Origin of the sequence: Sabulicella flocculans (genome assembly GCF_045449635.1) — a bacterium.
Lineage (GTDB): Bacteria > Pseudomonadota > Alphaproteobacteria > Acetobacterales > Acetobacteraceae > Roseococcus.
Map to the genome: position 1 here is coordinate 110,858 of NZ_JBJJBR010000001.1, position 25,025 is coordinate 135,882.

Sequence of the window (25,025 nt, forward strand, 5' to 3'; positions counted from 1 at the left end):
CCGCGGCGATCATCCGGGCCGCCGTTGCGCGTGTAAAGACATGTCAGGCCGGGCGCAGCGTCACCTCCGCCCATTCCGCCCCTGATTCGGGCAGGAGTTCGGCGGCGCTGCCTTCCAGCGCGGCGCAATCCAGCGCGTGCAGCACGGCGTCGCCGAGGCGTAGCGTGCCGCGCAGGGCGAAGACGAAATCGGCGCGCGTTCCCGCCGCCTCCGTCCGCCGCACCACTTCATGCGCGCAGGCGCCGCGGCGGGTGATGACGTTGAAGGCCAGCACCGGGCCGGCATGCAGCGTGGCGGCGATCGCGTCCTCGCCGCGGAAGCTGTGCGGCGCCGGGCCGATGGGGGCGCCGTTGAAGCGCAGTCCGTCGCCGATCACCGTCAGCGTCCGGTCGAAGCCGGCATAGTCGCTGAAGGGGCCGTCGCGGGTGATCTCCGCCAGGCTCAGCCGCCAGTCGTCGTGCTCGTGCCAGGCGATCTCGTGGCTGATGCCGCCGCCGTTGCGCCAGGGGCGGGTGGGGTAATCGGCGCGCCGCAGCAGCCTCACGGCAGGATGCCCGGCAGGTCGAGGCCCATCTTGCGCGCGTGGTCCTTCGCGATGTCGTAGCCGGCATCGGCGTGGCGCATCACGCCCGTCGCCGGGTCGTTCCACAGCACGCGCTCGACGCGGCGGGACGCCTCGGGCGTGCCGTCGCAGAGGATGACCATGCCGCTGTGCTGGCTGTAGCCCATGCCGACGCCGCCGCCATGGTGCAGGCTGACCCAGGTGGCGCCGGACGCGCAGTTCAGCAGCGCGTTGAGCAAGGGCCAGTCGGAGACGGCGTCGGAGCCGTCGAGCATCGCCTCCGTCTCGCGGTTCGGGCTGGCGACGCTGCCGGAATCCAGGTGGTCGCGGCCGATGACGACGGGGCCGATCTCGCCGCGCGCCACCATCTCGTTGAAGGCCAGGCCGATGCGGTGGCGGTCGCCCAGGCCCACCCAGCAGATGCGCGCCGGCAGGCCCTGGAAGGCGATGCGCTCCCTCGCCATGTCCAGCCAGCGGTGCAGGTGGGTGTCGTGCGGCATCAGCTCGCGCACCTTGGCGTCGGTGCGCGCGATGTCCTCAGGGTTGCCGGACAGGGCCGCCCAGCGGAAGGGGCCGATGCCGCGGCAGAACAGCGGGCGGATATAGGCCGGCACGAAACCGGGGAAGTCGAAGGCGTTGAGCAGCCCTTCGTCCTTCGCCATCTGGCGGATGTTGTTGCCGTAGTCGAGCACCGCCGAGCCCATGCGCTGGAAGTCCAGCATGGCCTGCACGTGCTGCACCATCGAATGCTTCGCGGCCGCCGCGACGGCGCGCGGGTCGCTCTCGCGCTTCGCCTCCCATTCGTCCAGCGTCCAGCCGGCGGGCAGGTAGCCATTGGCGGGGTCGTGCGCGCTGGTCTGGTCGGTGACGATGTCGGGCACCACGCCGCGGCGCACGAGTTCGGGGAAGACCTCGGCGGCGTTGCCCAGCAGGCCGACGCTGATGGCGCGCTTCTCGGCGCAGGCGGCGCGGATCATCGCCAGCGCCTCGTCCAGCGTGGCGGCCTGGTGGTCGAGGTAGCGGGTTTCGAGCCGCTTCTCGATGCGCGAGGGCTGGCATTCCACCGCCAGCACGCAGGCGCCGGCGAAGACGCCGGCCAGCGGCTGCGCCCCGCCCATGCCGCCCAGCCCGCCGGTGAGGATCCACCGCCCGGCCAGCGAGCCGCCAAAATGCTGGCGCCCGGCCTCCACGAAGGTTTCGTAGGTGCCCTGCACGATGCCCTGGGAGCCGATGTAGATCCAGGATCCGGCCGTCATCTGGCCGTACATCATCAGCCCCTTGCGGTCCAACTCGTTGAAGTGCTCCCAGTTCGCCCAGGCGGGGACGAGGTTGCTGTTGGCGATGAGCACGCGCGGCGCGTCGGCGTGGGTGCGGAACACGCCCACCGGCTTGCCGGATTGCACCAGCAGGGTCTGGTCGCCCTCCAGCCGGCGCAGGGTGGAGACGATGCGGTCGAAGCTGTCCCAGTCGCGCGCGGCGCGGCCGATGCCGCCATAGACCACCAGGTCGCCGGGCTTCTCCGCCACCTCGGGGTCGAGGTTGTTCATCAGCATCCGCAGCGGCGCCTCGGTGGCCCAGGACTTCGCCGAGAGGTCCATGCCGCGCGCGGCGCGGATGATGCGGTCATTCCTCACAGCGTGATCTCCGTCAGTTCGGCGAGTTGCGGCAGCAGCGCGATGGCGGCCTGCATGTCGGGCGCCATGTGGCGGTCCTCCTCCAGCGTCGGGACCTCCGCGCGCAGCAGGGCGCGGGCGCGCTCCAGCGCGGGCGAGGAGGGCAGGGGGGCGTGGAAGTCGCAGCCCTGCGCGGCGGACAGGTACTCGATGCCCAGGATGGCGCGCAGGTTCGCCGCCATCGGCAGCAGGCGGCGCGCGCCGTGGGTGGCCATGCTGACATGGTCCTCCTGGTTCGCGCTGGTCGGGATGGAATCCACGCTGGCCGGGGTGGCGCGCTGGCGGTTCTCGGCCACCAGGGCGGCGGCCGTCACCTGGGGCAGCATGAAGCCGCTGTTCAGCCCCGGCCGCGGCGTCAGGAAGGCGGGCAGGCCGGACAGCGCGGGGTCCGTCAGCATGGCGACGCGGCGCTCGGCGATGGAGCCGATCTCGCACAGCGCCAGCGCGATGATGTCGGCGGCGAAGGCGACCGGCTGGGCGTGGAAGTTGCCGCCGCTGATCACCTCGCCCTGCGCGCTGAACACCAGCGGGTTGTCGGAAACGCCGTTGGCCTCGGTGGCGAGGGTGGCGGCGGCGTGGCGCAGGATGTCCAGCGCGGCGCCCATCACCTGCGGCTGGCAGCGCAGGCAATAGGGGTCCTGCACGCGCGGGTCGTCCACCCGGTGCGAGGCGCGGATGGCGCTGCCGGCCATCAGCGCGCGCAGCGCCGTGGCGACCTCGATCTGGCCGCGATGGCCGCGCAGCGCGTGGATGCGCGCGTCGAACGGCCCGTCGCTGCCCTTGGCGGCGTCGGTGGAGAGCGCGCCGGTCACCAGCGCGGCGCGGAATGCTTCCTCGGCCTCGAACAGCGCGGCCAGGGCGAGGGCGGTGCTGACCTGGGTGCCGTTCAGCAGCGCCAGCCCCTCCTTGGGCCCGAGTTCCAGCGGCGCCAGGCCGTGGCGCGCCAGCGCGGCGGACGCCTCGCCCTCGCCGATGAAGGCGCCCACGCCCATCAGCGCCGCGGTCATGTGGGCCAGCGGCGCCAGGTCGCCGGAGGCGCCCACGCTGCCCTGGCCGGGGATGACGGGCAGCAGGTTGCGGTCCAGCGCGGCCTGCAGCGCCTCGATCACCGCCCAGCGCACGCCCGACGCGCCCTGGGCCAGCGAGCCGAGCTTCAGCGCCAGCACCAGCCGCACCACCGGCGCCGGCAGCGCCTCGCCCACGCCGGCGGCGTGGGAGAGCACGATGTTGCGCTGGAGCGTCAGCAGGTCGGCATCCGGGATGCGCACCTGCGCCAGCTTCCCGAAGCCGGTGTTGATGCCATAGACCGCCTCGCCCTTGGCCACGATGGCGGCGACGGTGGCGGCGCCGGCCTCCACCGCCGGCTTGCAGGCATCGTCCAGACGGGGCGTCTCGCCGCGCCAGACGGCGCGCCACAGGTCGAGGCCGGCCTGGCCGGGAAGCAGGATCATGCGCCTCTCCAGATGCGGGCGTGCAGCGGGTTGAAGCCGATGCGCGCGACGAGTTCCGCCGGCTCCGCGGCGTCCCAGATCGCCATGTCGCACCACTTGCCGGGTTCCAGCGTGCCGCATTCGCCCAGCAGGCCCAGGGCCCGCGCGGCCTCGCGCGTCACGCCCGCGATGCACTCGGCCACCGTCAGGCGGAACAGCGTGGCGCCCATGTTCATCGTCAGCAGCAGCGAGGTCATCGGCGAGGTGCCGGGGTTGCAGTCGGTCGCCAGCGCGATGCGCGCGCCGTGGCGGCGCAGCGCGGCGACCGGCGGCGCCTGGGTCTCGCGCAGCGCGTAGAAGGCGCCGGGCAGCAGCACCGCCACCGTGCCGGCCGCCGCCAGCGCGGCGCAGCCGGCCTCATCCGTGTGCTCCAGGTGATCGGCCGAGAGCGCGCCGTGCTCGGCCGCCAGCGCCGCGCCGTGCAGGTTGGAAAGCTGGTCGGCGTGCAGCTTCACCGCCAGGCCATGCGCGCGCGCCGCGGCGAAGACGCGCCGCACCTGCGCGGGCGAGAAGGCGATGCCCTCGCAGAAGGCGTCCACCGCGTCGGCCAGCCCCTCGCGCGCGATGGCGGGCAGCATGTCGTCGCACACCGCGGCGATGTAGGCGTCCTTGTCGCCCGCGGCCTCCGGCGGCAGGGCATGGGCGCCCAGGAAGGTGGTCCGCACGCCGACGCGCCGCGCCTCGCCCAGCGCGCGGGCCACGCGCAGGCAGCGCATCTCGGTTGCCGGGTCCAGCCCGTAGCCGCTCTTGATCTCGATGGTCGTCACGCCCTCGGCCAGCAGGGCGTCGAGCCGCGGGAGGGACTGGGCCACCAGCGCGGCCTCGTCCGCCGCGCGGGTGGCGCGCACGCTGCTGAGGATGCCGCCGCCGGCGCGGGCGATCTCCTCGTAGGTCGCGCCCTCCAGCCGCATCTCGAACTCGCGGGCGCGGTTGCCGGCGAAGACCAGGTGGGTGTGGCAATCCACCAGCCCAGGCGTGCAGAGGCGCCCGCCCATGTCGTGCACCGCATCGGCCTCGTGCGGCGGCAGCGCGGCTTCGTCGCCGGCCCAGGCGATGCGGCCATCCTTCGCGGCCACGGCGCCGCGCGGCAGCAGCGACGACCCCTCGGCCATCGTCAGCAGGCGCAGGTTCCGCCAGACCGTGTCGAAACGCATGGACGCACCCCCGGGGGCTTCATGTATAGACATAACGGGATGGCCGCGGCGCCGTCCAGCGGATTCGGGAGGGGTGCGGATGCGCTTCTGGGTGGACGAGGCCTGGCTGCCGGAGGGCTGGGCGCGCGACGTGGCGCTGGAGGTGCAGGATGGCGTCATCGCTTCCGTCACGCCGGGGCGGCGCGAGGGCGCGCACCTGCCGGGCCGCACCGTGCCGGGCATGCCCAACCTGCATTCGCACACCTTCCAGCGCGCCATGGCCGGGTTGGCCGAACGCCGCGGCCCGGCGGCGGATTCCTTCTGGACCTGGCGGGAGGTGATGTACGGCTTCCTGGCCAGGCTGACCCCCGACGACGTGGAGGCCATCGCCGCGCAGGCGATGATGGAGATGCTGGAAACCGGCTTCACCCACCTGGGCGAGTTCCACTACCTGCACCACGCCCCTGACGGCACGCCCTATGCCGACCCGGCCGAGATGGCGGTGCGCATCGGCGCCGCGGCGGCGGAGACGGGCATCGGGCTGACGATGCTGCCGGTGCTCTACAGCCATGGCGGCTTCGGCGGGCAGCCGCCCGCACCGGGGCAGCGCCGCTTCGTCAACGGCACCGATGCCTACCTGCGCCTCGTCGAGCGCACCCGCGCCGCCCTGCCGCACGCCATCACCGGCATCGCGCCGCATTCGCTGCGCGCCGCGACCGGCGAGCAGATCGCGGAGCTCCTGCGCGCCCACCCGCATGGCCCTGTCCACATCCACGTCGCCGAGCAGGTGGCGGAGGTGGAGCAATGCCTCGCCTGGTGCGGCGCGCGCCCGGTGCAGCACCTGCTGGCGACGCAGCCGGTGGATGCGCGCTGGTGCCTGGTGCACGCCACCCAGATGCAGCCCTTCGAGACGGCGTCCCTGTCGGCCACCGGCGCCGTCGCCGGCCTGTGCCCGATCACCGAGGCGAATTTGGGCGACGGCATCTTCGACGCGCTGCGCTTCACCGGCCCCTGGGGCATTGGCAGCGACAGCAACGTGGAGATCACCGCGCCCGGCGAGCTGCGCCTGCTGGAGTACGGCCAGCGCCTGCTGCACCGCGGCCGCAACCTGCTGGCGCGCGGCGAGGGGCGCTCGACCGGCGAGGACCTCTGGACCGCCGCCCTGGCGGGTGGCGCGCAGGCCTGCGGCATCGCCGCGCCCGCCATCGCGCCTGGCGCGCGGGCGGACATCGCCTGGCTGGGCGGCACGCCGGATGAGGCGATCTTCGCCGCCGCCCCCGTCACCCGCGTGATGGCGGCCGGGCGCGTGGTGGTGGAGGATGGCCGCCACGCGAAGCGCGACGCCATCGCCGCGCGCTTCCGCCGCGTGCTGGACCGCCTGCGTGGCTGAGACGCTGTCCGCCCGCATCCGCGCCGCCATCGAGGGGCCGATCCGCGCCGGCGAATGGCCGCCCGGCACGCGCATCCCCTTCGAGCACGAGTTGGTGTCGCGCTTCGGCTGCTCGCGCATGACGGTGAACAAGGTGCTGAGCGCGCTGGCGGCGGAGGGGCTGATCACCCGCCGCCGCCGCACCGGCTCCGTCGTCGCCGCGCCGCCGGCCGACCGCGCCCTGCTGCAGGTGCAGGACCTGGCGGCGGCCGCCCGGCGGGAGGGCCGCGACTACCGGCACGAGGTGGTGGCGCGCCGCCAGCAGCCGGCCGGCGCGGAGGCGGCGGCGCGGCTGGGCCTGCCGCCCGGTGCGCCGCTGCTGCACCTGTCCACCCTGCACCTGACCGATGGCGTGCCCGATGCCTTCGAGACCCGCATCATCGCCCTCGACGCCGCGCCGGCCGCCGCCGCCGAGCGCTTCGCGGCGATGCCGCCCGGCACCTGGCTGCTGGCGCATGTCCCCTGGACGGAGGCCGAGCACGCCGTGGCCGCCATCGCCGCCGACCCACCGCTGGCCCGCCGCCTGGGCATCGCCGCCGGCGCGCCCTGCCTGCTGCTGGAGCGGCGCACCTGGCAGGGCGCCCGGCTGGTGACGGAGGCGCGCATCGCCTATCCCGGCGAGCGGCACCGGCTGGTGGGGCGCTTCCGCCCCTGACGGGCCGGAGGACGCGCCCATGCCCCGAAGCCCCATCGCCACTGCCCGGCTTCGCCTGGGCCGGCCGCCCGCGCCATGAGCGCCGTCCGCACTGGCCGGGACGGCGCCGCCTGGACCCTGACCCTGGAGCGGCCGGAGCGCGGCAACGCCCTGGGCGAGGCGCTGACCGACGCCCTGCACGCCGCGCTGGACGCCGCGCTGGCCGGCGGCGCGCGGCTGGTCGTGCTGCGCGGCGAGGGGCGCAACTTCTGCACCGGCCTCGACCTGTCGGACCTGGAGACGGCCACGGAAGGCGACCTGGCCCTGCGCATCCTGCGCATCGAGATCCTGCTGCAGCGCATCCACGCCCTGCCCGTCACCACGGTGGCGGTGGCGCAGGGCCGGGTGTTCGGCGCCGGGGCGGACCTGTTCGCCGCCTGCGACCACCGGCTGGCGCTGGACGGCGCCGCCTTCGCCTTTCCCGGCCCGGCCTTCGGCCTGGTGCTGGGCACCGCGCGGCTGGCCGCCCTGGTGGGGGAGGGCGCGGCGCGCCGCCTGCTGCTGGCCGGCGCGCCGGTGCCGCGCGAAGCGGCGCTGGAGATGGGCCTGGCCACCGCCGGTGACGAATCCGGCCTGGCGGCGGTGCGCGAAGCGGCCGGGCGGCTGGACCCGGAAACGGTGGCCGCCCTGCACGCCCGCACCCGCCGCGCCGACGACGCGGCCGACCTCGCGGCGCTGGCGCGCTCCGTCGCGCGGCCGGGGCTGAAGGCGCGGGTGCTGGCCTACCGCGCCGCCATGGCGCGCTGAAGCCAGGCCAGCAGGGGGCGCCACAGCACGCGCTCGGCCGCTTCGCCGGCCACCATGCCGATGTGCCCGGCAGGGACCTCCGCCACCTCCGCCGCCGGCAGCGCCGCCGCCAGGGCGCGGGCGGAGGCCGGCGGCACGATGCGGTCGCGCGCCGGGATGGCCAGCAAGGCCGGCCCGCCCCATTCCGCCGGGCGCACCGGCAGGCCGGCGATGCGCCATTCGCCGCGCAGGGGCGTGTTCTCGCCGTACCAGCCGCCGATGGCCTCGCGCGCCACCGGGGCGGGCAGGGGGATGCCGTCGTTCAGCCAGTCTTCCAGCGCCACGAAGCGGCGGGCGCGCGGGCTGTCGGGGTCCAGCCGGCCGAAGGCGCGGAACTTGCGGGGCAGGGCGAAGGGGTCCAGCAGGGCGAACAGCGCCTGGATGGCGTCCACCGGCAGGGCGTGGCCCGGCGCCATCAGCGGCTCCAGCCCAGGCAGCAGGCGGGCCAGCCCGGCCGCACCGGGGTCGGCGTGGAAATCCCACGGCGTCGCCAGCAGGGCCAGGGCGCGCACCTTGTCCGGGCGGCGGATGGCGGCGGCCAGGGCCAGCAGCCCCCCCATGCAGTAGCCGGCCAGGGCCAGCGGGCCGGGGGCGGCGGCGATGGCGCGCTCCAGCCGGCCCGCCACCACGTCGGTCAGGGTGAAGCGGCGCTCGGCCTCGCCGGGCCAGCCCCAGTCCAGCAGCAGCGGCCGCAGCCCCCGCGCCGCCAGGAAGCGCAGCAGGGAAGCGCCCTCGTCCAGGTCCAGCACCTGGGCGCGGTTGACCAGGGAGGGCACGAACAGCACGGGCGGCCCGCCTTGCGGGTTGTAGTCCAGCAGCCGGGCCGCGCCCTCGGCCCATAGCACCGGCGGGTCCTCCAGCGCGCGGCGGTGCGGGTGGCGGCGGTAGCGCAGGATGCCCCCCACCAGCGCCGCGTCCTCCCGCAGCAGGCGGCGCCAGACCGCCAGCCGGAACTGCTCAGGCCCGGCGCCCGCGCGGTCCAGGGCGGCGGCGATCCGCGCCGCCTCCGCGCGGTTCGCGCTCGAGCGCGGCCAGGCGCCGCTCCAGCTCGGCGATGCGGGCGCGGAGGGCATCGCCATCGCCGCCATCCCCCGCGCCGTCCCCAGCAGCAGGTGCAGGGGCAGGGGGCGCGGGCCGCGGCGGGGGCTCATGCCACTTCGCCAGCAGCGCCGCGCCGGCCAGCTGGGCGCGCCAGAACGCCGCGGCCAGCGCCATGCCCGCCGCCCAGGCCTCCGCCGCCTCGCGGTCCTGCGCGGCGGCCGCGACCTCGGATTCCCACAGGGCGATCCAGTCGGCGGCGAGGCGGTCGAGGTCGTCTGGCGTGTCCATCGGGGTCCGGGCGCGGGGCCATCGCCGCGACCCATAGCGGAACGGCGCGGACTGGGCCATGCTGTCGCGGCGCAACATGAGCAGCGAAGGGGAAGCGACCATGGCCGAGGCCGCCGTCCAGCACGTTCCGGCCACCCCGCCGGTGGTGGTGAAGAAATACGCCAACCGGCGCCTCTACAACACCGAGTCCTCCTCCTACGTCACGCTCGAGGACCTGGCGCGGATGATCCGCGAGGGGCGGGAGTTCGTGGTCTACGACGCCAAGTCGGGCGACGACATCACCCGCTCCGTGCTGACGCAGATCATCGTGGAGGAGGAGGCCAAAGGCGAGCACCTGCTGCCCGAGGGCTTCCTGCGCCAGCTGATCGGCTTCTACGGCGGCTCCATGCAGAGCATCGTCCCCAAGTACCTGGAGGCGACGATGCAGGGCTTCCGCCAGCAGCAGGAGGAGGTGCGCCGCAACATGGCCAAGGCGCTGCAGCCCTTCTCCTTCGAGGAGATGGGCCGGCAGAACCTCATGATGATGGAGCGGGCGATGAGCCTGTTCTCCCCCTTCGGCCGGCAGAACGAGCTGGACGCCCTGAAGGCGGAGAACGAGAAGCTGAAGGCCGAGCTGGCGGCGCTGAAGGCGAAGGGCTGAAACCGCCCCGGGCAGCCGGCGTTGCGCCGCCATGCCCGCCACCGCCACCAAGACCGACCCCTCCCTGTGGAGGCGCACCGTCGCCCGCGTGAAGCGCGGCACCAAGGGCGGCGAGGCCGGGGAATGGTCGGCCCGCAAGGCGCAGCTCGCCACCGCCGAGTACAAGAAGGCGGGCGGCGGCTACCGCGGCGGCAAGTCCGCCGACAACCACCTGAGCCAGTGGACCGAGGAGGATTGGGGCACCAAGTCGGGCCGCCGCTCCAAGGACACCGGCGAGCGCTACCTGCCGAAGAAGGCGCGCGACGCCATGAGCGACAAGCAATATGCCGCCACCACGGCCAAGAAGCGCGCCGACACCAAGGCCGGCCGCCAGCACTCCCGCCAGCCCGCCGCCGCGGCGCGCACCACCGCCGCCGCCCGCGCCGATGCCGGGGTGGCCGAGTTCCGCGAGGTGGTGAACATGACGCGCTCCGCCCTGGAGCGCTGGCTGGCGACCAAGCGTTCGCAGGAAGTCGGGCAGAAGCGCGGCGGCACCGGCGAGTCCACCGGCCACGCTTCCGGCCGGAAGATCGTGGACATCCTGGCCAAGGGGCGCTCCGCCGAGTTCACCAAGGAGGAGCGCGCACACATGCGCAAGGTGGTCTCCTACGTGCGGCGGCACCTGGCCCAGCGGCCTGAGGGAGGCGTGAAGGACACCACCTGGCGGGCCTCGCTGAAGAATTGGGGCCATGACCCGCTGAAGGATTGAGCCGCCACCCCAGGTCCGGGGCGATGCGCCTCGCCCTCCTCATCCTGCTCGCCCTGGTGCTGCTGGGGGCCATCTGGCTCTGGACGCCCGACCGGCCGCGCGGCTGGCTGGAGGCGCGCTACGCGCAGCCGCCCTCCACCTTCGTCACGGCCGCCGGGATCCGGCTGCACCTGCGCGACACCGGCCCGCGCGACGCGCCGGCTATCCTGCTGGTGCACGGCTTCGCCGCCCACCTGCGCACCTGGGACGACCTGGCCCCCCTGCTGGAGGACCGCTTCCGGGTGGTGCGGCTGGACCTGCCCGGCTTCGGCCTTTCCGGGCCCGACCCGGCCAAGGACTACTCCGACGCGCGCATGGGCGCGGTGCTGCTGGCGCTGATGGACGGGCTGGGCATCGGCCGCTTCCACCTCGTCGGCGCCTCCATGGGCGGGCGCATCGCCTTCGCCCTGGCCGCCGCGCACCCGGCGCGGGTGGAGCGGCTGGCGCTGTTCGCCCCCGACGGCTTCCGCGACGGCGGGGCGGCGCCGGCGCGCATGCCCTGGTGGGCGCGGCTGGTGCCCTGGGTGATGCCGGACTGGCCGCTGCGCCGCATCCTGGCGGCCACCTACGCCGACCCGGCGCTGATGGACGACCGGCGCTTCGCCCTTTACCGCGACATGCTGCGCGCGCCGGGCGTGCGCCAAGCCATGCTGGACCGCGCGAAGGACCTGCGCCCGCGCGACCCGGTGCCGGAGCTGCAGGCGGTGCAGGCGCCCACCCTGCTGTTGTGGGGCGCCGCCGACCGCCTGGTGCCGCCGGCCCGCGCCGCCGACTTCGCGGCCGCCCTGCGCCGCAGCGAGACCGTCATCCTGCCCGGCACCGGCCACGTGCCGATGGAGGAGGCGCCGGCGGCGACCGCCGCGGCGCTCAGGCGCTTCCTTGAACCCTGACGGAGCGCGCCAGCGCCACGCAGCCGCCCAGCCCCAGCAGCGCCAGCAGCACGGGCAGGCCCCAGCCGGGCAGGGTTTCCAGCGCCAGCCCGGCGACCGGCGCGCCGATGGCACCGCCCAGCAGGTAGGCGGTGTTCAGCCCGGCCATGCCCAGCGCCCGCGCCGGCCCGGCGAAGCGCTGCACGGCGCGCACCATGCCCAGGGTGTAGATGGCCCCCGACGCGCCGCCCCACACCGCCAGCACCGGCCAGGTGGCCCAGCCCGGCGCCAGGGCCGGCCACAGCAGCGCGGCCACCGCCACCAGCGCGCCGCAGGCCAGCAGGGCGGTGTCGGTGCCCCAGCGGTCGGCCAGCCGGCCCAGCGGGTACTGCGCCAGCACGTTGCCGAAGCCCGAGGCGACCACGATGGCCGCCGCCGCCCCCGCGGCCATGCCCAGCGCCAGCCCCTGCACGGGGAACACGCTGCCCGCCGCGGCCTCCAGCGCGCCGCACAGCATCGCCGCGCCGGCCGGGGCGGCCATCACCCAGGCCACCGGACGCAGCCGCACCAGCGTCAGCCGCATGCGCGAGGGCACGGCCCCCGCGGGGTCGCGCAGGGCGGCGCCCAGCAGCAGGCCCAGCGCCAGGATGGCCGCCGCGCCCCAGAAGGCGTGCGGCGCCACGCCGGTGACCAGCAGCACCGCCGGCCCGCCGCCGATCGCGGCGGAGACGAAGGTCTGGTAGAGGCCCAGCGCCTCGCCCTCGCGGCCCGGCGGGGCCATGGCGGCGGCGATGGCGTCCGCCGTGGTCCAGGTGAGGCAGGACCCCACCCCCAGCATGGCGCCGCACAGGAACCACAGCGGCAGCGCCGGGTCGCTGCCCAGGCCCAGCAGGCCGGCGATGGCGAGGCCGCCGGCCACGCGGTGCAAGGCGAAGGCGCCGCCCAGCCGCCCGGCCAGCCAGGGCGTCAGCGGCGCCGCGAGCAGCGCCGCCCCCCAGACGGTGGAGGCGTAGAGGCCGATGAGGACGGCATCCGCCCCCCGGCCGGCCAGCAGGATGGCGGCCAGCGGCGTGGTCATCCAGACGCCGGCGAAGGCGCAGGTCGCGGCGGCGACGAAGAGGGTGAAGCGCGCATCCATCAGCGGCGCGCGCACGAGCGTGGCGGACATGGGAACCCCAGGACAGTCAAGGCAGGAGGAATCGGGCGGCGATGTTCAGCCGCGCGCGGGGTCCGGCCGGACGAGGCCGGGCAGCATCCCGTGGCGGGATGCCCAGGTGGGGTTCCTCGTCATGCATCCCAGGATGGCGGCCCCGGCGTGGAAAGTCAAAGGACGGCTGCGTTGCACCGGCCGCATGGCGTGCCATCTTGGACCCATGCTGCGCTCCATCCTGCTCGCCCTCGACGACACGCCCGGCGCCCAGGCGGCGCGGGACCTCGCCCTCGCCCTGGCCCGGCGCCACGGCGCCCGGCTGACCGCCCTGGTGGTGCTGGACCGCCCGCACACGCTGGACGACGCCGAGCCGGTGCCGGTGGGCGGCAGCGCCTTCGCCACCCGCCGCAACGCCGCCCTGGCGCGCGCGGTGGAGGAGGAGGCCGCCCGCGTGCTGCAGCAGGCGCGGGAGGCGGCGCAGGGCTTCTCCTTCACCGTGGAGCGCAGCGAGGCGGCGCCGGAGGAGGCCCTGCTGGCGGCCGGCGCCGCGCACGACCTGCTGGTGATCGGCCGCGATTCCACCCTGGGGCGGGAAGCCTGCGACGACGGCCTGGCCCCGGTGATCGAGGACCTGGTGCGCGACGGCGCCCGCCCGCTGCTGGTGGTGCCGCCCGGCCCGGCGCCGGTGGACGGGCCGGTGCTGGCGGCGGTGCAGCCCGGCCTGGCCAGCCAGCGCGCCCTGCACCTCTTCGCCCTGCTGGGGCTGGGGCAGGGGCGGGGGGTGACGGTGCAGGGCTTCGGCGAGGACCCGGCGCCCATCGCGGCCTACCTGGTCCTGCACGGCTGCGACGCCCAGGCCGTGGTGGCGGAGGGCGATCCGGAGGCCATCCTGCCCGCCGCCGCCCGCGCGCTGGGCGCCGCGATGCTGGTGATAGGGGCGGAGGAGGAGGGCGGGCTGTCCCGCCTGGTGTTCGGCAGCGCGGCATCGGCGCTCTTGCGCGCCGCCCCCTGCCCGGTGTTCATTCACGGGTGACATGGGGGCGATCCCGGTGCGCGGCCCGCCCGCGCATCCGCCGGGCGGACACGGCGCGCTCCCTGAAGGAAGGCAGTCTCCCACCATGAAGAAGCTCGTGCTGCTGCTGGCGCTCGGCGCCGGCCCGGCCTTGGCCCAGATGCCGCAGGGCGGCCCGCCGCCGGCGGTGGGCTTCGTCGAGGCGCGCCGCCAGCCGGTGACGGAATCCTCCGAGTTCATCGGCCGCATCGAGGCCATCAACCGCGTGGATATCCGCGCCCGCGTCACCGGCTTCCTGGAGCAGCGCCTGTTCACCGAGGGCACCGAGGTGGCGGAGAACGCCCCGCTGTTCCGCATCGAGCGCGCGCCCTTCGAGGCGGCGCTGGACCAGGCGAAGGCCAACGTCGCCTCGGCCGAGGCGCAGCTGGCCAATGCCCGCGTCGTGCTGGCCCGCGCGCGCGACCTGCGCTCCACCGGCGCCGGCACCCAGGCCGCGCTGGACAACGCCCAGGCGCAGGAGCGCACCTCCGCCGCCGCGCTGCTGGGCGCCCAGGCCCAGGTCCGCACCGCCGAGATCAACCTGGCCTACACCGAGATCACCGCGCCCATCGCCGGGGCCATCGGCCGCGCCTTCTACACGCCGGGCAACGTGGTCAGCCCCGCCAGCCCCGACCCGCTGGCCACCATCGTCTCGCAGGACCCGATGCGCGTGGCCTTCACCATCCCGCAGCGCACGGCGCTGGAGCTGCGCCAGCGCTTCGAGGGCCGCGGCGGGGCGGACGCCATCCGCATCCGCGTGCGGCTGGTGGACGGCAGCGTCTACCCGCTGGCCGGGCGCATCGACTTCATCGACACCACCATCGGCCGCGACACCGACAGCATCCTGGTGCGCGCCTCCATCCCCAACCCGCTGCGGGAGGGCGCGCGGTCCGGCGAGCCCGGGGCGCGGCGGCTGATCGACGGCCAGCTGCTCACGGTGCTGCTGGAAGGCGCCGAGCCGGTGCAGGCGATCGTCATCCCGCGCGCCGCCGTGGCGCAGGACCAGCAGGGCTTCTTCGTGTTCGTGGTGGGCGAGGGCGACACCGCCCAGCGCCGAAACATCCGCCTGGGCCGCTCCACCCCCGAATCCGCGGTGATCGAGCAGGGCGTGGCGGAGGGCGACCGCGTCATCGTGGACGGCATCCAGCGCGTGCGTCCCGGCGCGCCGGTGACGCCGCAGCCGGCCGGCGCGCCGCCGGGCCGCCCGCCGCAAGGTGCCCCGGCCGCCGGGGCGCGCTGATGATCTCCGCCGTCTTCGTGCGCCGGCCGCGGCTGGCGATCGTCATCTCCATCGTGCTGACGCTGGCGGGGCTGCTCTCGCTCACGCGCATCCCGGTGGCCCAGTTCCCCGAGATCGTGCCCCCCGTGGTGCAGGTCACGGCGCGCTACCCCGGCGCCTCGGCCGCCGTGGTGGAAAGCACCGTGGCCCAGCTGATCGAGGGCGCGGTGAACGGCTCCGACCGCATGCTCTACATGAAGAGCAACAGCGGCAATGACGGCTCCTACTCGCTGGCCGTCACCTTCGCGCTGGGCACCAACCCCGACATCAACACGGTCAACGTCAACAACCGGGTGCAGGGCGTCCTCGCGCGGCTGCCGCAGGAGGTGCAGCGCGCGGGCGTGACGGTGCGCAAGCAGTCCTCCGCCGTGCTGATGTTCCTGGGCGTGACCAGCGAGAACCCGGAGCACACGCCGCTCTTCGTCTCCAACTACGTCACCATCAACATGCTCGACGCGCTGCGGCGCACGCCGGGCGTGGGCGACGTGCAGATGTTCGGCTCGCAGGACTACTCCATGCGCATCTGGTACGAGGTGGACCGGCTGAACAACCTGGGCGTCACGCCCGGCGAGATCATCGCCGCCATCCAGGCGCAGAACGTCCAGGCGGCGGTGGGGCGCATCGGCGCCCGCCCCATCAGCGACGACCAGTCCTTCCAGTTCAACATCCAGACCCAGGGCCGCCTGGTCACGCCCGAGCAGTTCGGCGACATCGTCATCCGCGCCAACCCCGACGGCTCCTCGCTGCGGGTGCGCGACGTGGCGCGGGTGGAGCTGGGCGCGGCCAACCTGGACGTGGAGGCGCGGCTGAACGGGCGCAGCGTCGTCACCATGGGCGTCTACCTGTCGCCCGGCGCCAACGCCGTGCAGGTGGCCTCCACCGTGCGCGGCGTGCTGGACGGCATGGCCGCGCGCTACCCCCAGGGGGTGCGGCACACCATCATCTACAACACCACCGACTTCGTGCTGGATACCATGCACGAGGTCATCAAGACGCTGCTCGAGGCCTTCGTGCTGGTGGTCATCGTCGTCTACCTGTTCCTGGGCTCGCTGCGCGCCACCATCATCCCCACCATCGCCGTCCCCGTCTCGCTGATCGGCACCTTCGCGGTGCTGCTGGCGGTGGGCTTCTCGGCCAACACCATCTCCCTGCTGGCGATGGTGCTGGCCATCGGCATCGTGGTGGACGACGCCATCGTGGTGGTGGAGAACGTCGAGGCGGTGATGGAGGCCGAGCCGGAGCTGACTCCGGCCCAGGCCACCCTGAAGGCGATGGGGCAGATCACCGGGCCGATCATCGCCATCACCCTGGTGCTGCTCTCGGTCTTCGTGCCGATCGGGCTGATCCCCGGCGTCTCCGGCGTGCTGTTCCAGCAGTTCGCGGTCACCATCAGCGTGGCGATGGTGATCTCGGCCATCAACGCGCTAACCCTCTCGCCCGCGCTCTGCGCCATCGTGCTGAAGCCGCATCACGGGCCGCGGCGCGGGCCCATCAAGTACGTGCTGCGCTCCATCGACGCGGTGCGCGACGGCTACGCCTGGGTGGTGGCGCGGCTGGTGCGCTTCGCCGTGCTCTCGCTGGTGATCACCGCGGCGCTGGGCTTCGGCATCATGGTGCTGGGCAAGCGCACGCCGCAGGGCTTCCTGCCCAACGAGGACCAGGGCGCCTTCTTCGCGCAGATCCAGATGCCGCAGGGCAGCAGCGTGGCGCGCACCGCCGCCGCCTCGGCCCAGGTGGCGGCCGCCATCGGCGCCAACCCGGCGATGGAGAACGTGCTGGAGGTCATCGGCTTCTCCTTCATCGACGGCGGCGCGCAGTCCAACTCGGCCTTCATCGTCGGCCGCCTGAAGCCCTTCGAGGACCGGACCACGCCGCAGGCCAGCGTCTTCGCCGCCATCGGCCAGGTGTTCGGCTTCGCCCAGGGCTTCCGCGCCGGCAACGTCTTCGCCTTCAACGTGCCGCCCATCCTCGGCCTGGGCACCGGCGGCGGCTTCGAGTACCAGCTGCAGGACTACGAGGGGCGCGACCCGGTGCAGCTGGGCGGCGCCATGCTGGGGATGATGGTCGCCGCCAACCAGGACCCGCGGCTGGTGGGCGTCTTCTCCACCTTCTCGCCCACCACGCCCTCCCTCTACCTGGACGTGGACCGCGACAAGGCCCAGGCCTTCGGCGTGCGCATCAGCGACGTGTTCACCACGCTGCAGGCCACGCTGGGCGGCATCTACGTGAACGACTTCAACCTGTTTGGCCGCACCTGGCAGGTGAACATCCAGGGCGTGGAATCCGACCGCGACGACCTGCCCGATTTGTGGCGGCTGCAGGTGCGCAACTCGCGCGGGCAGATGGTGCCGCTGGCTGCCTTCGCCAACGTGCGCGTGGTGGTGGGGCCGCAGACCATCCAGCGCTACAACAACTTCCGCTCGGTCACGCTGCTGGGGCAGGGGCGTCCCGGCATCTCCACCGGCGACGCGCTGCAGGCGATGGAGGAGGTCTCGGCCCGGGCGCTGCCGCAGGGCTTCGGCTTCGAGTGGACCGGCACCGCCTACCAGGAGAAGCAGGCGGCGGGGCAGACCGGCATCCTGATTGCGCTGTCGCTGCTGTTCGCCTACCTGTTCCTGGTGGCCCTGTATGAGAGCTGGACCATCCCGGTGCCGGTGCTGCTCTCGGTCGCGGTGGGCGGGCTCGGCTCCTTCCTGGCGCTGGTGCTCGCCGGCAAGCCGCTGGACGTCTACGCCCAGATTGGCCTGGTGGTGCTCATCGCGCTGGCCGCCAAGAACGGCATCCTGATCGTGGAGTTCGCCAAGGAGCAGCGCGAGGCCGGCATGCCGCTGCGCGAGGCCGCGGTGGCGGGGGCGCGCATGCGGTTCCGCGCGGTGATGATGACCTCGCTCGCCTTCATCCTGGGGCTGGTGCCGCTCATCATCGCCACCGGGGCGGCGGCGCTGTCGCGCCAGGCGGTCGGGCTGCCGGTGTTCGGCGGGATGCTGGCGGCCTCCTTCGTGGGCATCTTCATCATCCCCATGCTCTACGTCACCTTCCAGGGGCTGCGGGAACGCGTGAAGGGCATGTTCGGGGCCAGGGCCACGCCGGCGCACTGACCCCCTTCCCAAATCCTTCCGCGCCGTCAGATGATGGGGCGAGAGGTTTGGAGGAAGTCCCGATGGCGAAGTTCGGCCTGAGCCAGTCCCTGCGCCGCGTGGAGGACCCGCGGCTGCTGCTGGGCCATGGGCGCTACACCGACGACGTGCAGGTGGAGGGCGCGGCGCGCGGCCACGTGCTGCGCTCCCCGCACGCCCACGCGCGCATCGTCTCCCTCGACGCCACGGCCGCCCGCGCGATGCCCGGCGTGCTGGCCGTCATCACCGGCGAGGAGCTGCGCGCCGCCGGCATCGGCGAGGTTCCCTGCGTCATCCCGCTCAAGAACAGCGACGGCACCCCGCGCGCCGACACGCCGCGCCTGCCGCTGGCCACCGGCACGGTGCGCCACGTGGGCGACCCGGTGGCCTTCATCGTCGCCGAGACCGCCCAGGCCGCCCGCGACGCCGCCGAGGCGGTGGAGGTGGAGTACGACATCCTGCCCGCCGTCACCGACCTCGCGGTGGCGCACGAGGATGGCCAGCCGCAGGTGTGGGACAGCGCCCCGCGCAACACCTGCTTCGACTGGGAGGCCGGCGACGCCGCCAAGGCCGAGGAGCTGGTGAAGCAGGCCGCGCACGTCACCCGGCTGACGGTGGTGAACAACCGCGTCGTCGTCGCCTCCATGGAAGGTCGCGCCTGCGCGGCGGAGTACGACGGCGCCACCGGCCAGTTCACCGTGCATGCCGGCACCCAGGGCTCCTGGCTGGTGAAGGGGCTGCTGGCCAACGCCGTGCTGAAGGTCCCGCCCGAGAAGGTGCGGGTGGTGACGCCCGACGTCGGCGGCGGCTTCGGCATGAAGCTCTACCTGTATGCCGAATACGCCCTGTGCGCCATCGCCGCCCGGCAGGTGGGCCGCCCGGTGAAGTGGGCCGCCGAGCGCACCGAGGCCTTCCTGAGCGACACCCACGGCCGCGACAACATCACCCTGGGCGAGCTGGCGCTGGACAAGGACGGCAGGTTCCTGGCGCTGCGCACCCGCAACCACGCCAACATGGGCGCCTACCTGTCCACCTTCGCGCCCTTCATCCCCACCGGGGCGGGCACCAAGGTGCTGGCCAGCGTCTATGACTTCCAGGCCATCCATGCCCGGGTGCTGGGCATCATGACGCACACGGTGCCGGTGGACGCCTACCGCGGCGCCGGGCGGCCGGAATCCAACTATCTGGTGGAGCGCCTGATTGACCAAGCGGCGCGCGAGCTGGGGATGGACCGCATCGAGTTGCGCCGCCGCAACATGGTGGCGCAGGCGCGCATGCCCTACGTCACCGCCATCGGCCAGCGCTACGACAGCGGCGACTTCCCGCGCGTGATGGACGCCGCCCTGGCCAAGGCGGACTGGGCCGGCTTCCCGGCGCGGCAGGCAGAATCCGCCCGGCGCGGGCGCAAGCGGGGCATCGGCCTGGCCTACTACCTGGAGGCCACCGGCGGCGGCCCGACGGAGAACGCCAAGGTCGTCTTCGCCGAGGACGGCATGGTGGACGTCTATGTCGGCACCCAGAGCACGGGGCAGGGCCACGAGACCGCCTACGCCATGCTGACCAGCCACGAGCTGGGCGTGCCGCTGGACAAGATCCGCATCAGGCAGGGCGACAGCGACACCCTGCCCGAGGGCGGCGGCACCGGTGGCGCGCGCTCGCTCTACTCCGAGGGGCAGGCCATCCTGGTCACCACCGCCAGCGTCATCGAGAAGGGCAAGGAGGCCGCGGCCGAGCTGCTGGAGGCCGCCAAGGTGGACATCGAGTTCGCCGGCGGCCGCTTCGGCGTGGTCGGCACCGACCGCGGCATGGGCATCCTGGAGGTGGCGGCCCGCCAGCGCGCCCGCGTGGCGGCGGGGGAGGACACGCTGCTGCTGGACGCGCTGGAGACGGCGAAGATCGACGCCCACACCTTCCCCAATGGCTGCCACGTCGCCGAGGTGGAGGTGGACCCGGAGACCGGGCACGTCGCCATCCCGCGCTACATCGTGGTGGACGACGTGGGCCACGCGCTGAACCCGCTGATCGTGCGCGGGCAGGTGCATGGCGGGGTGGCGCAGGGCATCGGCCAGGCGATGATGGAGCGCACCGCCTACGACCCCGAGAGCGGCCAGCTGCTGAGCGCCAGCTTCATGGACTACGCCCTGCCGCGCGCCGAGGACCTGCCGGAGATCGAGGTGGACCTGATCGAGGTCCCCTGCGAGACCAACCCCCTGGGCGTGAAGGGCGCGGGCGAGGCCGGCGCGGTGGGCAGCCCGCCCGCGGTGGTGAACGCGCTGGTGGATGCCCTGGGCGGCGCGCGCATCGACATGCCCGCGACGCCCGAGATGGTGTGGAAGGCCGTGAACGCGGCCTAGGGAAGGAAGGGGTTGCGCCCGCGCGCCGGGTTGGCGCGCGGGCCGAAATGCTGCGCCAGGTAGTCCACGATCACGCGGCGCTCCTCGCCTTCCAGCTTCGGCATGCCCTGCACCTCGGTCATCCAGTCCATCAACCCGTCCCAGCGCGCGCGGTCGAAGGCCGAGCGGCGGATGATCGCCGTGCTGTGGCAGGCGGTGCAGGCGTAGAAGGTTTCCTCCTGCCCCGGGCCGGCGGGCAGGACGGATGGTTCCTCCGGCTCCGCCGCCCAGGCGGGGGCGGCGAGGGCCAGGGCCAGCAGCAAGGCGCGCATCAGCCCACCAGGATCGCGGCGCGCGACACCGGGTTGGCGCCGTAGCCCTGCGGGTTCCAGTTGGCGGCGGCATGCGGCTGCATCCGCCCCTCGCTGTCCGTGGCGCGGTACCACACCTCGTAGTAGCCATCCGCCGGCAGGGCGACGCGGCCCTGCCAGCGCTGCCAAGCGTGGCGGTTGGCGGGCGCGGCCAGCTGCATCTCCTGCCAGGTGGCGCCGTAGTCGGTGCTGACGTGGACGGCGCGCACCGTGAGGTCGCCGGCCCAGGCGGCGCCGCGCAGGTCCAGCGCGCGGGTGCCGGCGGGCAGGCGGGAGCCGTGCGCGTGCGAGGACAGGATGGAGCGCACGGGCATGCTCTCCATCTCGGCGAAGTCGGCGCCGTTGCTGCTGCTGCCGGGCACGATGGGCCGCGTCGGCACGCGGTAGGAGGTGCCGCCCATGCCCGCCCCGGTGTGCGGCCGGTCCAGCACCACCAGCCGCGTGAACCACTTGGGGCTGAGAGAGCCAGGCCAGCCCGGCACCACCAGCCGCAAGGGGAAGCCGTGGATGTTCGGCAGCGGCTGCCCGTTCATCGCCCAGGCGATCAGCGTGTCCTCGTCCATCGCCTTGGCCAGCCGCATGCCGCGGTCGATGGCGGCGCGGTCGGTGGCGCCGGACAGGTGCGGGTCGTTGCCGCGCTGGCCGGTGAAGGCGGCGCCCGGCTTGGGGCCGGCGGCCTGCAGCACGTCGCGCAGGCGCACGCCGGTCCACTCGGCGTTGCCGATGGCGCCGTTGCCCCATTGGTTGCCGCGCGTCTGCGGCGCGAAGAAGGCGCGGCCGTTGCCGCCGCACTCCATCTGCAACTGGCGGGTGACCACGGGGAAGCGGGACTTCAGCTCCCCCAGCGTCAGGTTCAGCGGCGTGTTCACCTCGCCCTCGATGGACAGGCGCCAGGTGTCGGGGTCGGCGGAGAAGGGCTCGGGAATCTGGCCGTTGTTGCGGATGTAGAAGTTGCGGGTGCTGGTCACCGCCTCGTCCAGCAGGTGCTCGGGCGTCTCGGCCACCAGGGGGCGGTCGCCCTGCAGGATGAGGTCGGCCTTGCCGTCCATCCGCAGCACGGGCGGCGCGGCGCCCTGGGCGGCGGCGGGGCGCGCCAGCAGGGCGGGCAGGTGGCCCTGCGGCATGTGGCGGGCGAAGGGGATGGCCGCGCCCAGCGTCGCCCCCATGGCGGCCAGCGCCGCGCCCTTCAGCGCGCCGCGCCGCCCGAAGGCCAGGGCGTCCGCGCGTTCGGGGTCGTCGGCGTATAGCTCCTGGATGCTGCGTTCGCGCATGGTCGTGTTCCTCCGTTTGCGCGCATCATGCGGTGGATGGACGCCGCTTTGGAACCCCTTCTGACACCGGCCGAGATGGCGCGCGCCGACGCCCTGGCCGGCAACGGCCCGGCGCTGATGGAAGCCGCCGGGCGCGCGGTGGCGCTGGCCATCCGCGCGCGCTTCCGCCCCGTGCCGCTGCTGGTGCTGGCCGGCCCGGGCCACAATGGCGGCGACGGCTACGTCGCGGCGCGCCACCTGGAGCGCGCGGGCTGGGACGTGGCGGTGGCGCCGCTGGCCCCGCCGGGGGGCGACGCCGCCGGCGCCGCTTCGCGCTGGCGCGGCCCGGTCCGCCCCTTCGCGCCGCGGGAGGCGGCGCGCGCCGGGCTGGTGCTGGACGCGGTGTTCGGCGCCGGCCTGTCCCGCCCGGTCGAGGGGCTGGTGGCCGACACCCTGGCCGCAGCGCGCGCCCCGCTGGTGGCGGTGGACGTGCCCAGCGGGGTGGACGGCGCCACCGGCGCGGTGCGCGGTTTCGCGCCCCAGGCGGCGCTGACCGTCACCTTCGCCTGGCGCAAGCCGGGCCACCTGCTGAACCCGGGCCGCGACCGGTGCGGCGAGGTGCTGCTGCGCGACATCGGCCTGCCGCGGGCGGTGCTGGGGGCCATCCGCCCCGCCACCTTCGCCAACGGGGAATGGGAGCTGCCCCGGCCGGGGCCGCACAGCCACAAGCACGCGCGCGGCCACGTGGCGGTGCTGGCCGGCGCGATGCCGGGCGCCGCCATCCTGGCGGCCCGCGCCGCCCGCCGCGCCGGCGCCGGGCTGGCGACCCTGTGCACGGAGGACGCCGCCCTGGCCCGCGCCCTGGCGGTGGCGGAGCCCGGCACGCTGGTGCATCGCGGCGCGGCGACGGAGCTGGACGGGCGCGTGGTGGTGCTGGCCGGGCCCGGCCTGGCGCCGGACGCCGCCACGCGGGCGCAACTCGCGGCGCTGCTGGCGGCCGGCCGCCGGTTGGTGGCCGATGCCGGGGCGCTCTCGGCCTTCGCCGGTGCGCCGGAAGGGCTGCGCGGCGCCGCCATCCTGACGCCGCATGCGGGCGAGTTCGCGCGGCTGTTCGGCCCCATGGGCGAGGACCGTCTGGCGGCGGCGCGGCGCGCGGCGGCGCTTTCCGGCGCGGTGGTGCTGCTGAAGGGCAGCGACACGGTGATCGCCGCGCCCGATGGCCGCGTGGCGATCAACCAGGGCGCGCCCCCATGGCTGGCCACCGGCGGCACCGGCGACGTGCTGGCCGGCATGGCGGCGGCGCTGCTGGCGCAGGGCATGGAACCCCTCGGCGCCGCCTGCGCCGCGGCGGCGTGGCACGCGGCGGCGGCGCGCAGCGCCGGGCCGGGACTGCTGGCGGAGGACCTGCCCGCATACTTTCACGCGGCGTTTCCGCGTGTTTCCATGTTATGAAGGAAGCCCCGGGAGACCCTGCGATGTCCGATGCCGTCCTGACCATGCCCGAAACCCTGGTGGACCGCGCCCTGAAGCGCGTCACCGGCCTGTGGCGCGACATGGCGGACTACGTGGCCCGGCGCGAGGAGGCGCTGACGGTGTCGGAGCAGATGGCCGCCTGCCTGGCCGCCCGCGGCGGCGAGGTTTCGGCCCGCGCCCGCGCCGCCCAGCTCGCCGCCGCCTACCGCGCCCTGCCGGAGGCCGAGAAGCTGAGCTTCCTGCGCACCCTGGCCGGCTTCGACGCCGACCCCGCCCAGGTGCAGCAGGCCATCGCCGCCTGGAGCAAGGCGGCCGAGGGAGCGGAGAAGGCGGCCGCCAAGGTCACCCTGCGCCGCGCGCTCGAATCGCCGCGGGTGAAGCTGCTGATGCAGTTCACCGCCATCCCCGACGGGGTGAAGCTGCTGGTGGACCTGCGCGAGGACCTGCTGGCGGTGATGGAGGGCGACCCGCTGCTGCAGGCGCTGGAGGCCGACCTGAAGGGCCTCCTCGCCTCCTGGTTCGACGTGGGCTTCCTGGAGCTGCGGCGCATCGACTGGAACAGCCCCGCCGCCCTGCTGGAGAAGCTGATCCGCTACGAGGCGGTGCACCGCATCGAGAGCTGGGAGGACCTGAAGAACCGCCTGGACAGCGACCGCCGCTGCTACGCCTTCTTCCACCCCCGCATGCCGGCCGAGCCGCTGATCTTCGTGGAGATCGCGCTGGTGAAGGGCCTCGCCGGCTCCGTGCAGGCCCTGCTGGACCCGAAGGCGGAGGTGATGGACCCTGCCAAGGCTGACACCGCCATCTTCTACTCCATCAACAACTGCCAGCGCGGGCTGGACGGCATCGCCTTCGGCAACTTCCTGATCAAGCGCGTGGTCGAGGTGCTGGGGCAGGAGTTCCGCGGCCTCAAGCAGTTCGCCACGCTGTCCCCCATCCCCGGCTTCATGCGCTGGCTGGAGCGGCAGGATGATTCGCGCCTGACGGAGGAGGAGGCGGAGGCCCTGCGCGCCGCCGCCGGCGCGGCGGCCGGGACCGGCGGGCTGGCGGCGCTGCAGATGCTGCTGGCGCGCCAGGAGTGGGACGCGGCCACGCTCAAGGCGCTGGAGTCGGTGCTGTGCCGCCTGTGCCTGCGCTACCTGGCGCTGGAAGCCGGCCGCAACCCGAAGCGCGCCGCCGACCCGGTGGCGCATTTCCACCTGAGCAACGGCGCGCGCATCGAGCGCATCAACTGGCGCGCCGACACCAGCCCCAAGGGCCGCCGCGAAAGCGCCGGGCTGATGGTGAACTACCTGTACGACCCCGAGGCGATCGAGGACAACCACGAGGCCTATGCGGGCGAGGGCAAGCGGGCCCTCGCGCCGGGATTGCGAAAGCTCGCACGGGGGTGAGTCCCGCGGCGCCCGGGGGCCATCCCCCGGGCGACCCGCGAGGCGCGCGACGGCAGGCGCCGCGCGGGGTGGTGGCGGCCAGAGGGCCGCCAGCAGGGCGGCGGCCCGTGCCGCCGGTCCAACCAGCCGGAACGGGCCGCCCGCGCTCCCCGCCGCGTGACCGCGAAGCGCACCCTGCCGGCCGTCACCTCGCCGCCGGCGGGGCGAGCAGGCTCAGCA

20 protein-coding genes are annotated in these 25,025 nt (G+C 74.5%); 12 read left to right on the top strand and 8 right to left on the bottom strand.

What is annotated here, in order from left to right:
• Positions 1-43 precede the first annotated feature (43 nt).
• From ACI6QG_RS00625 to hutI, 4 genes are read right to left on the bottom strand one after another with little or no spacing between them, the layout of a single operon-like run.
• A complete protein-coding gene (locus ACI6QG_RS00625; protein ID WP_407022623.1) occupies positions 44-544 on the bottom strand; it encodes a HutD/Ves family protein in 501 nt (166 codons plus the stop codon).
• A complete protein-coding gene (gene hutU / locus ACI6QG_RS00630) occupies positions 541-2,196 on the bottom strand; it encodes a urocanate hydratase (RefSeq protein ID WP_491630709.1) in 1,656 nt (551 codons plus the stop codon). The genes ACI6QG_RS00625 and hutU overlap by 4 nt, the downstream gene beginning before the upstream one ends.
• The gene (hutH, locus tag ACI6QG_RS00635) at positions 2,193-3,686 is read right to left on the bottom strand and encodes a histidine ammonia-lyase (RefSeq protein WP_407022624.1); all 1,494 of its coding nucleotides are present in this window, start codon (positions 3,684-3,686) and stop codon (positions 2,193-2,195) included. Before hutH ends, hutU begins: the two co-directional genes overlap by 4 nt.
• Positions 3,683-4,879 (bottom strand): imidazolonepropionase, encoded by a 1,197-nt coding sequence (gene hutI, locus ACI6QG_RS00640; protein ID WP_407022625.1) that lies wholly within the window; start codon positions 4,877-4,879, stop codon positions 3,683-3,685. The genes hutH and hutI overlap by 4 nt, the downstream gene beginning before the upstream one ends.
• Positions 4,880-4,958: 79 nt before the next feature.
• Here hutI and ACI6QG_RS00645 point away from each other — a divergent pair, with 79 nt between their 5' ends.
• The 3 genes from ACI6QG_RS00645 (at position 4,959) to ACI6QG_RS00655 (ending at position 7,728) form a co-directional block, all read left to right on the top strand.
• Positions 4,959-6,248 (top strand): formimidoylglutamate deiminase, encoded by a 1,290-nt coding sequence (locus ACI6QG_RS00645; RefSeq protein WP_407022626.1) that lies wholly within the window; start codon positions 4,959-4,961, stop codon positions 6,246-6,248.
• On the top strand, positions 6,241-6,942 hold the full coding sequence (gene hutC, locus ACI6QG_RS00650; protein WP_407022627.1) for a histidine utilization transcriptional repressor HutC: 702 nt from the start codon (positions 6,241-6,243) through the stop codon (positions 6,940-6,942). The genes ACI6QG_RS00645 and hutC overlap by 8 nt, the downstream gene beginning before the upstream one ends.
• 75 nt (positions 6,943-7,017) lie before the next feature.
• Positions 7,018-7,728 carry an enoyl-CoA hydratase/isomerase family protein gene (locus ACI6QG_RS00655; RefSeq protein ID WP_407022628.1) on the top strand — a complete coding sequence of 237 codons (711 nt, stop codon included), beginning with the start codon at positions 7,018-7,020 and terminating at the stop codon, positions 7,726-7,728.
• On the opposite strand, the gene ACI6QG_RS00660 is transcribed toward ACI6QG_RS00655, so the two are convergent.
• A complete protein-coding gene (locus ACI6QG_RS00660) occupies positions 7,704-8,918 on the bottom strand; it encodes an alpha/beta fold hydrolase (RefSeq protein WP_407022629.1) in 1,215 nt (404 codons plus the stop codon). The two genes, ACI6QG_RS00655 and ACI6QG_RS00660, sit on opposite strands and share 25 nt — an antisense overlap.
• 254 nt (positions 8,919-9,172) lie before the next feature.
• On the opposite strand from ACI6QG_RS00660, the gene phaR reads away from it, so the two are divergent.
• Genes phaR through ACI6QG_RS00675 form a run of 3 tightly spaced genes read left to right on the top strand, consistent with a single transcriptional unit; the run spans position 9,173 to position 11,413 of the window.
• Positions 9,173-9,736, top strand: a complete 564-nt coding sequence (phaR, locus tag ACI6QG_RS00665) for a polyhydroxyalkanoate synthesis repressor PhaR (protein WP_407022630.1) — start codon at positions 9,173-9,175, stop codon at positions 9,734-9,736.
• Between the two features lie 31 nt (positions 9,737-9,767).
• Entirely contained in the window at positions 9,768-10,484 is a 717-nt protein-coding gene (locus ACI6QG_RS00670) for a DUF3140 domain-containing protein (RefSeq protein WP_407022631.1), read from the top strand.
• 23 nt (positions 10,485-10,507) lie between these two features.
• On the top strand, positions 10,508-11,413 hold the full coding sequence (locus ACI6QG_RS00675) for an alpha/beta fold hydrolase (protein WP_407022632.1): 906 nt from the start codon (positions 10,508-10,510) through the stop codon (positions 11,411-11,413).
• Here the strand turns inward: ACI6QG_RS00675 and ACI6QG_RS00680 are convergent.
• Positions 11,391-12,560 carry an MFS transporter gene (locus tag ACI6QG_RS00680; RefSeq protein ID WP_407022633.1) on the bottom strand — a complete coding sequence of 390 codons (1,170 nt, stop codon included), beginning with the start codon at positions 12,558-12,560 and terminating at the stop codon, positions 11,391-11,393. The two genes, ACI6QG_RS00675 and ACI6QG_RS00680, sit on opposite strands and share 23 nt — an antisense overlap.
• Positions 12,561-12,765: 205 nt before the next feature.
• Between ACI6QG_RS00680 and ACI6QG_RS00685 the strand changes: the two genes are divergently transcribed.
• The 4 genes from ACI6QG_RS00685 to ACI6QG_RS00700 all read left to right on the top strand — a co-directional run bounded on the left by ACI6QG_RS00685 (position 12,766) and on the right by ACI6QG_RS00700 (position 20,342).
• On the top strand, positions 12,766-13,575 hold the full coding sequence (locus ACI6QG_RS00685; protein WP_407022634.1) for a universal stress protein: 810 nt from the start codon (positions 12,766-12,768) through the stop codon (positions 13,573-13,575).
• An 85-nt stretch (positions 13,576-13,660) separates the two neighbouring features.
• Positions 13,661-14,833: an efflux RND transporter periplasmic adaptor subunit gene (locus ACI6QG_RS00690; RefSeq protein ID WP_407022635.1), complete on the top strand. Its 1,173-nt coding sequence runs from the start codon at positions 13,661-13,663 to the stop codon at positions 14,831-14,833.
• Positions 14,833-17,970 carry an efflux RND transporter permease subunit gene (locus ACI6QG_RS00695; protein WP_407022636.1) on the top strand — a complete coding sequence of 1,046 codons (3,138 nt, stop codon included), beginning with the start codon at positions 14,833-14,835 and terminating at the stop codon, positions 17,968-17,970. The genes ACI6QG_RS00690 and ACI6QG_RS00695 overlap by 1 nt, the downstream gene beginning before the upstream one ends.
• 62 nt (positions 17,971-18,032) lie before the next feature.
• A complete protein-coding gene (locus ACI6QG_RS00700) occupies positions 18,033-20,342 on the top strand; it encodes a xanthine dehydrogenase family protein molybdopterin-binding subunit (RefSeq protein WP_407022637.1) in 2,310 nt (769 codons plus the stop codon).
• On the opposite strand, the gene ACI6QG_RS00705 is transcribed toward ACI6QG_RS00700, so the two are convergent.
• Together ACI6QG_RS00705 and ACI6QG_RS00710 are read right to left on the bottom strand one after the other, a co-directional pair.
• Positions 20,339-20,653 carry a hypothetical protein gene (locus tag ACI6QG_RS00705; RefSeq protein ID WP_407022638.1) on the bottom strand — a complete coding sequence of 105 codons (315 nt, stop codon included), beginning with the start codon at positions 20,651-20,653 and terminating at the stop codon, positions 20,339-20,341. The genes ACI6QG_RS00700 and ACI6QG_RS00705 overlap by 4 nt on opposite strands.
• On the bottom strand, positions 20,653-21,963 hold the full coding sequence (locus tag ACI6QG_RS00710; RefSeq protein ID WP_407022639.1) for a sulfite oxidase: 1,311 nt from the start codon (positions 21,961-21,963) through the stop codon (positions 20,653-20,655). Before ACI6QG_RS00710 ends, ACI6QG_RS00705 begins: the two co-directional genes overlap by 1 nt.
• Positions 21,964-21,999: 36 nt before the next feature.
• On the opposite strand from ACI6QG_RS00710, the gene ACI6QG_RS00715 reads away from it, so the two are divergent.
• Entirely contained in the window at positions 22,000-23,394 is a 1,395-nt protein-coding gene (locus tag ACI6QG_RS00715) for an NAD(P)H-hydrate dehydratase (RefSeq protein WP_407022640.1), read from the top strand.
• Positions 23,395-23,417: 23 nt separating this feature from the next.
• Positions 23,418-24,806 (top strand): malonyl-CoA decarboxylase, encoded by a 1,389-nt coding sequence (locus ACI6QG_RS00720; RefSeq protein WP_407022641.1) that lies wholly within the window; start codon positions 23,418-23,420, stop codon positions 24,804-24,806.
• Positions 24,807-25,025: the final 219 nt, after the last annotated feature.